The following is a 12,888-nucleotide window of genomic DNA, read 5'->3' as shown; positions in this document are numbered from 1 at the left end:
GAGTTCGCACGATCAGCTCGCCATCTCGAGGCTGAAGTCCGGGCCGCCCGGCACGGAGGCGATGAGTCGGTGTGTGTACTCCGTCGTCGGTGAAGTAAACAGCTGCGTGACGGGGGCTGCCTCCACGACGTCGCCGTGGAGGAGGACGACGACTTCGTCGCAGATGTCGTGCACGACCGCGAGGTTGTGCGAGATGAAGAGGATGGTCAGGCCGAGCTCTTTGCGTAGGCGGGCGAGGAGAGCGAGGATCTCTGCCTGGGTCGACACGTCGAGGGCTGAGGTGATCTCGTCGGCGATGATGAGTTCGGGTTCGGTGACGAGCGCGCGCGCGATCGCGATGCGCTGCCGTTGGCCGCCGGAGAACTCGTGCGGGTAGCGGTCGGTCGCGCTCGCGTCGAGTGCGACGGCCCCCAGAGCCTGAACGATCCGGTCTCGGTGGGGGCGCACCCGCCCGCGCCGGGGGTCGATCGCCTCGGCCAGGGTCTGCCCGATGGTCCGGCGCGGGTCGAGGGACGAGTACGGGTCCTGCGGGATGAGTTGCACGCGGCGCCGGATATCGTGCCGGGTTCGCCGGTCGGCTCCGACGAGTTCGACTCCATCGAAGGTGATCGAGCCGCTGTCCGCGTTGTGAATGCCGACGATGGTCTTCGCGATCGTCGACTTGCCAGAGCCGGACTCCCCGACGAGCCCGACGGTGCTGCCCTGGGGTACGGAGATGCTGACGTTGTTCAGCACTCTGGCTGCACGGAGCCCGTGCCCGAGCGTGACGTAGAGGTCTGAGATCTGCAGCAGGGGGGCGTTGGTGTTCACGGGGTCGCTCCTTCGGGCAGGCTGAGGCGGGACGTGTCGAGCGTTGGTGTGGCGTCGAGGAGCGCACGCGTGTATGGGTGGGATACGTCCCGTGCGGCGAGCTGCGCGCCGGTGAGCTGCTCGACGATCTCGCCGTTGCGCATGACGAGCACGCGGTCGCAGAGCGCTTCGACCACGCCGATGTCGTGGGAGATGAACAGGATGGCGGTTCCCTGCGTCCGGTTGATCTGCTTGAGGTGGCGGAGCACTTCGGCCTGCACGGTCACGTCGAGCGCGGTCGTGGGTTCGTCGGCGATGATGAGCTTCGGTTCGGTGACCAGTGACGACGCGATGATCGCCCGCTGCAGCATGCCCCCGGACAGTTGGAAGGGGTGCTGCCCCATCCGGTCTTCGGGGTGGCGGATGCGCATCTTCCGCAGCGCTTCGACCAGGGTCGCGTCGGCGGTGCGCTTGGACATGCCGAGGTGGACGCGTGCGACTTCGGTGAGTTGGGTTCCCATCCGCAGCGCCGGGTTGAAGGTCGAGCCGGGGTCTTGGAAGACGAGTCCGATCTCCTTGGCGAGGCGTGAGCGCTGCCGTCCGGATCGCAGATCGAGGTCGCCCAGGCGGATCAGGCCGGCGGAAGTGGAGACACTGTCAGGCTGCAGTCGGGCGAGGGTCATCGCGGTCATCGACTTGCCCGACCCGGATTCGCCGACGAGGCCCAGGATCTCACCGGGGGCGATCTCGAAGTCGATGCCCTTGACGATGGGTTTCCCGGCAGCGGTCGTGACGGTGAGGTCGCGGACCTCGACGAGCGCGTCGGGTGCGGTCGAGGGTGCCGTGGTGCGCTTGGTTGCGCGGCGGGCGGGGCGCGCCTGGCGGCCGTAGGGATCGATGTGCGCGGCGAGCCCGTCGCCGGTGAGCATGGCCGCGACACCGGCGATGATGAGCATCGCCGAGGGCGCGACCACCTGGAGGGGCTGTGAGTAGATCGCAGGGAGACCCTCGTTGAGCAGGCGGCCCCAGTCGTAGTCGGGGCTCTGCACGCCGAGGCCGACGAACGAGAGGCTGGAGATCTCCAGCAGCGACAGCGCGAAGCTGGACGCGATGAGCACGAGCAGCGGCCCGCCGATATTGGGCAGCAGGTGGCGGGTGAACAGGCGCCAGCCCGGGACGCCGAGCAGGCGCGCGGTTCCCACGTAGTCCTTGTGCACGATGGTGGCGGTCATGTTCGACGTGATGCGTGCGAAGCCAGGGATGCCGGCGATACCGATCGCGATGATCGCGGAACTCGTGGCGGGGCCGAGGATCGCGGCGATCACGAGCGCGAGGATAAGGGCGGGGAACGCGACGGTCGAGTCGATGACGCGAAGCACCGCCTCGCGCAACCGGCGCGGGCCGACCCACACCATTCCACCGATCAGCACACCGGCGACGACGGCGATCGCGGTGGCGGACGCGGACATGATCAGTGTCAGCCGGGTGGCGACGAGCGAGCGGGCGAGGATGTCGCGCCCCAGCTCATCGGTGCCGAACCAGTGCTCCGCGGACGGCTGCGCGCGGGTGTCGGGGCTGATGGTGTTCGCTGCGTCGGCGAGGAAGATCGGGGCGAGGATCCCGACGAGGATCAGCGCGGCGAACATCGCCAAGCCGGCGATGAGGGAGGTCGGGTAGCGGCGGCGGGTCTCAGTCATTGGTCGGACCTCCCAGGGTCCTCGGGTCGATGACGCCGAGCAGCACATCGATGAGCAGGTTGATGAGGATGGCGATCGCGCCGATCGTGAGGATCGCCCCTTGGATCACCGGGTAGTCGCGGTAGATGATCGCCTGCACGATCTCCATGCCCAGCCCAGGGAGGGAGAAGACCGTCTCGATGATCACCGCCCCACCGAGGAGACCGGCGAGGATGAGGCCGGTGAGGGTGAGCGTGGATGCCATGAGGTTCGGCAGCGCATGCCGAAGGTAGAGGACGGCTGCGCGAATGCGGCGTCCGCGTGCGGTGCGGATGTAGTCCTGTGCGAGCACACCGAACGTCTCCTGTCGCACGACCCGCGCCACTGCGAACGTGGGGCCGATCGCGAGGGCGGCGATGGGAAGCACGAACGATCCGGGGGCGGTCGCGCCGCCTGCGGGCAGCAGGTGCAGCCAGATCGCGAAGACGATGATCAGCAGGGTTGCTGCGACGTAGGCGGGGAATGAGGCCAGGAACCCGGCGACCGCACCGAACCCGGTCGCGAGCCACGAGCGGCGCCCGCCCCGGGTGAGCACGCCAATGAGCATGCCCAGTGGGATCGCGACGAGCACCACGACGGCGATCGACCCGAACGCGATCGTCGCGGTGTAAGGGAGCTTGGTCAGGATCGTCGTCGTGACCGGGGTGCCGTACCGGAAGCTGTCGCCCAGGTCGAAGGTCAGCAGACCCTGCAGATACAGACCGAACTGCGTCCACAGCGGGAGGTCGAGGTTGAGCCTCTCGTGCATCGCCGCGATCGCGTCGGGAGTCGCGTCCGGTCCGAGGATCGCGATGGCCGGGTCGCCGGGGATCAGCGGCACGATCAGGAAGGTCAGCAGCACGAGCAACGCGAGCGACAGTGCGAGGCCGCCGAGACGGCGCAGCGCGAAGGCGCCCCAGGTGCTGCGCGCGAATCTCCGGTGGATGCCGGGCTTGGGGGCGTCCGCGAGGGCGGTGAGTTCCACGGTCGACATCAGCCGACCCGCACGTGTTCGGCGAGCGGCGCGTGCTTGTGCTGCCACTGGAAGGCGGGCTCGACCTCGGCGGCGAGGCGGATGAGCGTCGCCTCATCGAACGGGCCCCCAATCAGCTGTGCTCCGAGCGGCATCCCGTTCGCGCCGGCGTGCACCGGGAGCGAGACGGCGGGAAGCCCGGCGATGTTGACGAAGCTGGTGAACGAGATCGTGCGCAGTTCGGTGAGACGGGGACCGTCCGGGGTCTCGTTCGCCTCGTCGTACACCTGGCCGACCAGCGGCGTCGGGCACGCGGTCGTCGGGGTGAGCAGCACGTCGAACGCTCCACCCCACTGGGCTACGACCTGGCGGGTCTCCCACTGGAGGCGGTTGGCGAGCTGGACGTATTCGCCGGCGTGGAAGCGGGTGGCGCGTTCGAAGCGGTAGCGGATGTAGGGGTCGAGCCGGTTCACGTTGGCGTGATCGAACGGGGTCGCCCATACCGATGCGCTGATGACGAGGTCGGCGAATCCCTGGACGGCGTCCGGCGTGTAGAGGAACGGGTCGGCGGGGACGATGGTGTGTCCCGCGTGCTCGAGCGCGCGGGCGAGCTTCTCCGCCGCGGCGATGCACTCCGGGTCGACGTCGACGCCCGTGGGCGGGGTCGTGAGCAGACCGATGCGCAGACGCGGGCCGGTGGCAGTGAGCTCGTCGACGAACGGGCGCGCCGGCGCGGGTGCCGAGTACCAGCCGAGCAGGTCGGGCTTTCCGAGCACGTCGAGGGCGGCGGCGGCGTCGCCGATCGAGCGGGCGATCGCCCCCTCGGTGACGGACTGCTCCCAGCCGCGCACGTCGCTGGGGACACGCCCGCGGCTCGGCTTGATACCGACGAGACCGGTCGCCGCCGACGGCACCCGAATCGACCCTCCGCCATCGGAGGCGTGGCCGATCGGGGCGAGCGCGGCGGCGACGGCCGCCGAGGCGCCGCCGGATGAGCCGCCCGAGGTGTGCGCGGGGTTCCAGGGGTTGCGGGTCTTGCCCCATCGTCGGTTCTCGGAGACGGTCAGGGGACCGAACTCGGGGCTGTTGGTGCGTCCGAACAGCACGAACCCGGCGTCTTCGATGAGGTCGACAGTGACCTCGTTCTCCTCGGCCGGGTCGGGGTCGATCGCCATCGAACTGCCGGTGTACGGCTGCCCCTTGACGGGGGTGAGGTCCTTGATCGGCATCGGCACGCCTTCGAACGGGCGGGCCTGCCCGGATGCCACGCGCTGGTCGGCGGCCTCCGCTCGGCGCAGCACGTCGTCGCGGTCCATCCAGACGATCGCGTTGATCTCGGGGTTGATGGCATCGACGCGGTGGAGGAAGAACTGTGCGGTCTCGACGGCGGAGACCTCGCGGGTGCGGATCAGGCGGGCCAGGTCGGTGGCGGAGATGAAGGGGTCGAGCATGAGGTGTCCTGTCGTAGGGGCCCGGCGGCCGGTTGGCCGGCCGCCGGGCGGAGGTCATTCCGCGATGCGGAAGATCGGGTCGTCGAGCGAGCCTCCGAGCATCTGCACGGTGAAGCCCGGGCGCTGCACGTAGATGAAGGCGTCGTTGATCAGCGGGAACACGTCGGTGTTCTCGATGAGCGCGTCGACCGCACCGTTCAGCGCGGTGCAGCGGGCCTCCTCGTCTGCGGCGGTCAGGGACGCTGCGAACTGCTCCTCGGCGGTGGCGTTCGCGACGGCGCCGACGTTTCCGCCGCCCTCCATCACGACCGGACCGACGAACGAGGTCAGGGGGCTGGTCAGCGAGCCGAGGAAGTTGAGGTCGGCGAACAGCGTCAGGTCCCAGGCATCCGGCTCGCCGAAGACCTTCCCGACCCACGTGCCCACATCGGTGTTCTCGATCACGACCTCGGCGCCCGCGGCGCGAAGCGCTTCCGCGATGTACTCGTTCCCGGCGCCGGCGGCCCCGACGATGTTCGGAGCAACGAACCGGATCTTCACACCGTCGAGCGCAGCGCTGGCTCCGGCGACGTCCTGCTCAGGGATGAGCGAGTTATCCGCGGGCACGCACGCGATGCTGCTGGACGCGAGCGAGGTTGCGATCTCGCCGGTGCCGAGCGAGGTGACCTCTTCGAACATGGCACGGTCGATCGCTTGGGCGACACCGAGGCGGGTGGTCTGATCGGTGAAGGGGCTGCCGTCTCGCTCGTTGAAGATGAGATAGAAGTCAGAGAAGCGGTTCACCGCGACCTCGTACCCGTCCATGCCCTCGAAGCGGTCCATCGTTTGTGCCTGGATCTTGGCGATGTCGAGCTGGTCGCTGATGACGAGGTTCGCGGTGGCGGTCGAGTCGGCGGACACGACGTACTCGAGGTTCTTCGCCGGGGTGCCGGTGACGTCGCTCGTCCACTCGGGCCAGGCGTCGTAGTCGTCGCGGAGGGTGTACTTGTAGCGGACGCCGGGCTCGAAGCTCTCGAGCACGTACGGGCCCGACTCGCTGCCCTCGACCGTCCCGGCCGCGAGGCCCTCTGGGTCGGCGAGCCCAGTCGGGCAGATAATACCGGTCGAGGAGATCGACAGTCCGGTGAGCATGTCGGGCCACGCATCGGCGAGATCGATGGTCACCGTTCCCGCCTCGTCATCCGCCGTGATCGTCGGGGACGCGGCCGGGCCGAAGACCTGACCGGGAACGACCGAACCACTCCCCGGGCGGGCGAAGTAGTCGAGCGAGTTCTTCACGACGGTCGGAGTGATCTCGGTGCCATCGGCGCAGGTCGCGCCCTCCCGGATCGTGAAGACCCCCTGAGTCGGGGTGGTCGTCCACTCTGTTGCGAGACCGGGAACCAGGCCGGACTCGTCCTTGCGTACGAGGGTGTCGTACGAGGTCCGCGCGAGCACATAGTCGGGAAGCGACTGGGTGAGTGTTGGGTCGAAGGATGCCGGGATGTCGATCGTCGTGCGGATCGTGTCGGTGCCGGTCTCGCTGGGTGTGCCGCTACCTGCAGTGCAGCCGGTGACGGCGAGGCCGGCGGTGATGGTGATCGCCGCTGCCGCGAGGATCGGGTGTCGTCGGGACATGGTGGTGTTGCCTCTCGTGGTGTGTGGTGCTCGGGTCAGTTCAGGACTTCGAAGACGTCGATCGTGGTGTTGTCGGTGTTCACGTGGGCGCGGCCGATGAACACGGAGCGAGTCAGCCACTGCAAGCGAGGTGACGTGGTGCGGAATCGCGGCGTCGACTGGAAGTACCCCATCTGCGAGGACGGTCCCGTCCCGCCCTCGAGGTGACGGAGAATGCCGACATTGACGACATCGACGATCTCGCCCTGGTCAGTGCGGATCAGGTATCGGGCCTCGACCTGATAGGCGTCGTCGGAGCGGGTCAGGCACCAGTCGCCGCCGCCCGGGATGATGGCGCCGGCGATGTCACCAGTGACGGGCCCGCCGGTGATCGGGATGAACTCGAGGAGCTCTGCGTCGCGCTGCTGCACCGGGAGGTAGTCGCCGACTTCGGCGACGATGCGGAAGGCGAAGCGGAGCTGGGGTGGATCTTCGAGGCGCATGGCGGAGTCCTGTCTCAGAGTTGTCGGGCGCGTCGCTGCGCCCGGGTTGAGAAGAGTATTCGACATAGTGAATGCTGTAGTCAAGGCTGTTCACTAACTCGTAACAACACCGGAACGGCATCGGAACGTCTGGCCAGCGGGCAGGGTGGACGATAGGAAGCGACCGGAAGGAACCCCGTGACCGAACCTCGCGCACGCCGCAAGCGCGGATCACTCTCACCCGACGAGATCGTCGCCGCGTCCCTCGCGCTCCTCGATCGCGAGGGCGAGTCTCCGCTGACTTTCGCCCTGCTCGGGCGGGAGCTTGAATCGTCCCCGACCGCCGTCTACCGCCACTTCGCGAGCCGTGCCGACCTGCTGAGGGCGATTGCCGACCACCTCGACGGACTCTCGCTGCGGGGCTACGAACCGCATGACGACTGGCGTGCGGACCTCGAGGACCTTGCCTGGCGCGCGTGGAACGTGGCCATCGCGCACCCCGCCGCAGCATCCCTCGCGCTCGGCATCATCACGAACGGTATCCACGAACTTCGAGCCGTGGATGCCGTGCTGCGAGCCCTACACCAGTCCGGCCTGAGAGGACGGGAAGCGGTCATCTACTACCAGGTGTACGCCAACCTTGTCCTTGGAGCCGCGCAGGCCCAAGCCACCCGGCTGTCCGCAACGGGCAGCGGGCGGGATCAGGACGACTGGCTGCAGGTCTACACACCCTCCGACCCATCCGCATACCCCTACGCCGAGGCAGTCAAAACTGAGCTGCGACGCGTCAACTACGAAGAGGTCTTCGGCAAGCAGCTCGAACTCTTCCTCGCCGCGCTCGCACTCGTCGCGACGCCCTCCTAGCCGACACGCGTTCTCACCACTCCTTTCACTCATGCCGACTCCTGGAGACCCCCAATGACGTCCACCCTGATTACCCGCGGTGCGCTGTTCACCGGATCCGACCGTCTTGAGGTCCGGGACGTGGCACTGCGCGAACCCGGCCGCGGCGAGGTCCGCATCCGCATCCGCGCGTCGGGCGTGTGCGGATCCGACCGGCACGTGCTCGAAGGCGACTGGCAGATGCCAACCCCAACGATCATGGGCCACGAAGGCGCCGGAATCATCGATGCGGTAGGCGACGGGGTCACCTCGCTCGAGGTGGGCGACCACGTCATCATGACCTGGTTCTACCCGTGCGGAACCTGCACGAGCTGCCGACAAGGCCGCACCTGGGTATGTACCGGATCGCGATCGGAGGAATGCCTGCTGCCCGACGGGACAACACCGGCCGCCGTCGACGGCCAGGCCGCATACCCCTACCTCGCGGTCGGATCAATGAGCGAGCACATCGTCGTCGCCGAACAGGCCGCGGTACGAGTACCCCAGGACGTCCCCTTCGACGTCGCGGCACTCATAGGCTGCTCCATCGCGACCGGCGTCGGAGCAGTCGTCAACGACGCGCGGGTCCAGCCCGGACGCTCCGCTGTCGTGATCGGTGCCGGAGGAGTCGGCCTCAGCATCATCATGGGACTCGCACTCGCCGGCGCAAGCCCGATCATCGCCGCCGACCTCAACGAGGAGGCCCTCGAACTCGCCCGCACCTTCGGAGCGACGCACACCGTCAGATCCGGCCACGACCTCCCCGACCTCGTCCGACAGATCACCCCCGAGGGCGCCGACTTCGCCTTCGAAGCAATCGGGCGCCCCGAGACGATCGCGATGATGCCCGAAACCCTCCAACGCGGCGGCTCGGCGGTCATCGTGGGACTCCCCCCGCAAGGACGTCCCGTCCCGATCGACGCGCTCGCGCTCGCCGAGGAAGGCAAGACATTGATCGGCTCGAACTACGGCTCCACCGTTCCCGCGCGCGACTTCCCGATGCTCGCCCAGCTATACCTCGACGGCAAACTCCCCATCGACCGACTCATCACCAACCGCTTCGCACTCGACGACGTCAACGCAGCGTTCGACCTCATGCGTGCCGGCGCGAAAGGACGCAGCGTGCTCGTCATGTGAGCACGCAAACTCGGATCGCGAAAGTGCGTTGCCCGGAGTGGACCCTCAATGGAGCGGCCCCAGACACGCACGCCTCGTCCCTGCTCCGCGCAGTGCCCGTTTGAGGATCATCAAGGGCGGCTACCGGAACTCTGGGAACTGGGAAGTCTGGAACAGGCTGCCCATGGTGAACCAGCGGAAGTCCGACTCGTTCATCTCAGCGCCGGGTGAGAACCCGAAGGCCTTGATTCTTCGTCCGAGTAGGGCCGAGTCGACGGCTTCACAGTAGGCAACGCCCCCCACCTCTAGCACCTCGTGCGCGCGGGCGGGCCGAAAGGCGGCATTCACGCCGCGTTCGTACGCGATCGAGGGGAAGCTCCAGCCATCAACGACCGCGTCGGGAAGGTCAAACCAGTCCTTCGCCACCCGACGAGACAGAACATAGGTCAGATCGTTCTGACCGTCGAACTCTCGGGCAAAGACATCTCTATAGAACGCTGTCACGGCTGAGTGTGCTTCGACGAATTCAGCTGGCAGCCAATCGGGAGCAGTATCGGCGGCGATGGATGTGAGCGTCACCGCTCGATTTGTCTTGTATCGGATTAGTGCGAACCGCTCGCCCCTGGGCACGCGCGCTTCAATCATCGCGACGATAGGATCGCCCACAGAGGCGTAGAGCACCGATTCGCCTACGTCGTTGAGTCGCCCACGCGCCCGGACGGCGTGCGCGGGCGCTTCCCACAGGTCCGCCTCGCGGTTCATCCCCGGAATCGCTGTGCCGTTGCCCTTGTGCTGCACCCTACGCACACGCCACATTGCCTGGCCGACCGGATAGGTCACCGTGGAAATCGAGTACGCAGACGAATTGCCCGGCTGATCATTGCGTCCAATCGCGACAACTTCCATGAAGCGGGTGAAGACTTCATCCTCCGTCGCAGGTGGATCTCCCCAGAACGCCCGCACTCGGGTCGCGAACTCCTCCAAGTCCAGGCGTTGGAGATAGGTGATGTATGAGGCGTCCGGATCGTGCACCTCAGGATAATGACAGCACCGCGCCGAGAGCGCGACTGCTCAGTGCACGGACAGACGAGCACGACCCCGTCGAGACATCGCAACCCGGACCACGCCTGGGCTCACCGCAGCCCGCGGCGCCCGCAGAGGAAACCTCAACGCCCGCACCGATGACCGCCCGCGACGAGCCTCTCACGAGCATTGCCCGTCGCGGGGCGAGCCGGATCATCCTCATGGGCAGGCATGGGGCGCGCACGGCGCTCGGCGAGGAGTTCGGCGCGACCGATTTCGTCGAGGAGCGGGATGCCGCGGGCATCGCGCACGTGCTCGACCTCACCGACGGGCTCGGCACCGACGTGGTAGTGGACGCCGTTGGTCACTTCGCCGCGTACGAACAGGCATGCGGTGTCGTCCGCCCCGGCGGCACGCTGTCGCGCGTGGGCGTGCCGCAGTAACACCTCATCCCGACCGGATGGAACCACCTCTTCGGCCGAAATCTCACCCTGACGGGCGGAGTAGCCCCTGCCCGCGCATATATCGAGCGCCTACTGCCCGATGTCCTGGAAAGTGTCGTCGACCCGGGCCGGGTCTTCGACCGGACGGTGCAGCTCGCTCAGATCGCCGTCGCGTACGAGCTCATGGACGCGCGGAAGGCGCTCAAGGTCGCGGTGACCCCGTGAACGTAACACGTTCGTCGCACGACGGTACCCCCCGGAAACACAGACCCCTTTACATTTTAAGTATGCAATCGGCGACTAAAATCATCGGCCACCCCCTCGACCCCCTGTCCATGGCAGAGATCGACGCGTTCCGCGAGACCGTCGAGGCCGCAGGACTCGCAGGTCCGTCCGCGCGCTACGGCTACGTCGTGCTGCGCGAGCCCGAGAAGGCAAGCGTCCTCGCATTCCGCACGGGAGACGACGTCACGCGAGAGGTCGGAGCCCTCGTCATGGATGTCGCGGCGAACACCCTGACGGATGTGCTCGTGGACGTCGTCAGTCGACGCGTCATCCACTCCCGTGAGCTCGACCCGCGTACCGACGGCTGGGGCCCGGCCCTCGACGAGGACTTCGTCCGGCCCGATGCGATCCTCAAGGCCGACCCGGAATGGGTCGCCGCGCTCGCCCGTCGCGGGATCACCGACCTCGATCGGGTGTGCACGGTGCCCCTCTCGGCGGGGGTCTACGGTTACGAGGATGAGGCGGGGGTCCGCGTCGTGCGCGTCCTCGCCTTCTGGCAAGAGCACCCGAGCGACCTGATGTGGGCGCACCCCATCGATGGCGTCGTGGCCCACGTCGATCTCTCCACCGGGAAGGTGCTGCGTGTCGTCGAAACGGACCACCGCGACGTCCCCCGCGAGTCGGGCGATTACACCGACCCCGCGCTGCGCGGCCCCGAGCGGACCGACCTCCGCCCAATCGTGATCACCCAGCCGGAGGGGGTCAGCTTCCAGATCGACGGCAATCTGCTGACGTGGCAGAACTGGTCTGTGCGCATCGGATTCAACGGACGCGAGGGTCTGACGCTCCACCAGCTGGCGTTCCGCGACGGCGACCGGGTCCGCCCCATCATGTACCGGGGATCGGTGTCCGAGATGGTCGTCCCTTATGGCGAGCCGGGCCCCACGCACGGATGGCAGAACTACTTCGACGTCGGCGAATACCAGTTCGGGCGCCTCGCCAACACGCTGGAGCTCGGCTGCGACTGCCTCGGTGAGATCACCTACCTGGACGCGACGGTCGTCGACGACCTCGGCACGCCGCGCACGATCAAGAACGCCATCTGCATCCACGAGGAGGACTACGGGATCCTCTGGAAACACACGGATTCCTTTGCGGGCACTCATGAGACTCGACGTCAGCGCCGTCTCGTCGTATCGTTCTTCGTCACCGTGGGCAACTACGACTACGGCTTCTACTGGTACCTCTACCTAGACGGCACCATCCAGCTCGAGGGCAAGGCGACGGGCATCGTCTTCACGTCCGGCGTCAGCGGCAACGACGATCCGCACGCGAGCCAACTCGCACCGGGCCTGGGCGCCCCGTTCCACCAGCACCTGTTCTGCGCCCGCCTCGACATGACGGTCGACGGCGTCGCGAACAACGTCGACGAGGTCGACGCGGTGCGCATGCCGGTCAGCCCCGATAATCCGTGGGGCAACGCACTCACCCGGCGCGCGACAAGGCTGACCTCCGAGGCGCGGGCGCAACGACTCGCCTCGCCCGGAACCGGCCGCGTCTGGCGCGTCTCGAACGCCGAGACGAAGAACCGGCTCGGCGAGGCACCCTCGTACGTGCTCTATCCCGAGGGTCAGCCCGTGCTCATGGCGGCGGACGGCTCGTCGGCACAGCGCCGCGCGGACTTCGCGACGAAGCACCTGTGGGTCACCAGCTACGACCGCGATGAGCTGTGGGCTGCGGGACGTATCGTCAACCAGCATCCGGGCGGCGCGGGTCTCCCCGCGTACGCCGCGGGCGACCGGTCGCTCGAGGATGCCGACGTCGTGCTATGGCACACGTTCGGTCTCACTCACTTCCCGAGGACGGAGGACTGGCCCATCATGCCCGTGGACTACGCGGGGTTCACGATGAAGCCGCACGGCTTCTTCGACCGCAACCCCACGCTCGACGTCCCCGCTTCGACGATGTCGCACGCCCACCGCGGCGAGACCGGGTCGGCGCATGACGGCTCCTGCTGCGCGCACCACTGAGCCTTCGATGCTGGCCGCGACATCGCTCACACTGACGCTCCTGGCGTCGTGTTGCGCGTTCGTCGGTCCGGCACGCTCACGCGCCGCAGTTGGCGTCTCCACGATCGCGATGATCGTCGCGATGGTCGGCGTCATGGCGACCGGAACGCTCTCCGCTCCGGTC

General features: G+C 67.6%; 11 protein-coding genes. 4 read left to right on the top strand and 7 right to left on the bottom strand.

Annotated features, from left to right (window positions below; all coding sequences use genetic code 11):
• Positions 1-12: 12 nt before the first annotated feature.
• The 6 genes from WBP48_RS10965 to WBP48_RS10940 are packed head-to-tail and all read right to left on the bottom strand — an operon-like array spanning position 13 to position 7,027.
• The gene (locus tag WBP48_RS10965; protein WP_424440287.1) at positions 13-810 is read right to left on the bottom strand and encodes an ABC transporter ATP-binding protein; all 798 of its coding nucleotides are present in this window, start codon (positions 808-810) and stop codon (positions 13-15) included.
• Positions 807-2,486: a dipeptide/oligopeptide/nickel ABC transporter permease/ATP-binding protein gene (locus WBP48_RS10960; protein ID WP_424440284.1), complete on the bottom strand. Its 1,680-nt coding sequence runs from the start codon at positions 2,484-2,486 to the stop codon at positions 807-809. The genes WBP48_RS10965 and WBP48_RS10960 overlap by 4 nt, the downstream gene beginning before the upstream one ends.
• Positions 2,479-3,498 (bottom strand): ABC transporter permease, encoded by a 1,020-nt coding sequence (locus WBP48_RS10955; RefSeq protein WP_424440281.1) that lies wholly within the window; start codon positions 3,496-3,498, stop codon positions 2,479-2,481. Before WBP48_RS10955 ends, WBP48_RS10960 begins: the two co-directional genes overlap by 8 nt.
• Positions 3,498-4,928 (bottom strand): amidase, encoded by a 1,431-nt coding sequence (locus tag WBP48_RS10950; RefSeq protein WP_424440278.1) that lies wholly within the window; start codon positions 4,926-4,928, stop codon positions 3,498-3,500. Before WBP48_RS10950 ends, WBP48_RS10955 begins: the two co-directional genes overlap by 1 nt.
• A gap of 54 nt (positions 4,929-4,982) precedes the next feature.
• Positions 4,983-6,545, bottom strand: a complete 1,563-nt coding sequence (locus WBP48_RS10945) for an ABC transporter substrate-binding protein (protein WP_424440275.1) — start codon at positions 6,543-6,545, stop codon at positions 4,983-4,985.
• Positions 6,546-6,580: 35 nt separating this feature from the next.
• Complete coding sequence (locus WBP48_RS10940) at positions 6,581-7,027, bottom strand: DUF3237 family protein (protein ID WP_424440272.1); 447 nt, start codon at positions 7,025-7,027, stop codon at positions 6,581-6,583.
• A 177-nt stretch (positions 7,028-7,204) separates the two neighbouring features.
• Between WBP48_RS10940 and WBP48_RS10935 the strand changes: the two genes are divergently transcribed.
• Positions 7,205-7,870 carry a TetR/AcrR family transcriptional regulator gene (locus WBP48_RS10935; RefSeq protein WP_424440269.1) on the top strand — a complete coding sequence of 222 codons (666 nt, stop codon included), beginning with the start codon at positions 7,205-7,207 and terminating at the stop codon, positions 7,868-7,870.
• A 54-nt stretch (positions 7,871-7,924) separates the two neighbouring features.
• Positions 7,925-9,025, top strand: a complete 1,101-nt coding sequence (locus WBP48_RS10930; RefSeq protein WP_424440266.1) for an alcohol dehydrogenase catalytic domain-containing protein — start codon at positions 7,925-7,927, stop codon at positions 9,023-9,025.
• Between the two features lie 120 nt (positions 9,026-9,145).
• On the opposite strand, the gene WBP48_RS10925 is transcribed toward WBP48_RS10930, so the two are convergent.
• A complete protein-coding gene (locus WBP48_RS10925; protein ID WP_424440263.1) occupies positions 9,146-10,036 on the bottom strand; it encodes an RES domain-containing protein in 891 nt (296 codons plus the stop codon).
• A gap of 149 nt (positions 10,037-10,185) precedes the next feature.
• Between WBP48_RS10925 and WBP48_RS10920 the strand changes: the two genes are divergently transcribed.
• Together WBP48_RS10920 and WBP48_RS10915 are read left to right on the top strand one after the other, a co-directional pair.
• A complete protein-coding gene (locus WBP48_RS10920; RefSeq protein ID WP_424440260.1) occupies positions 10,186-10,470 on the top strand; it encodes a zinc-binding dehydrogenase in 285 nt (94 codons plus the stop codon).
• Positions 10,471-10,757: 287 nt separating this feature from the next.
• Positions 10,758-12,725, top strand: a complete 1,968-nt coding sequence (locus WBP48_RS10915; RefSeq protein ID WP_424440257.1) for a primary-amine oxidase — start codon at positions 10,758-10,760, stop codon at positions 12,723-12,725.
• Positions 12,726-12,888 lie beyond the last annotated feature (163 nt).

This window comes from Microbacterium sp., assembly GCF_049661145.1.
Classification (GTDB): Bacteria; Actinomycetota; Actinomycetes; order Actinomycetales; family Microbacteriaceae; genus Microbacterium.
This window is presented reverse-complemented; position numbering and strand designations above follow the sequence as displayed.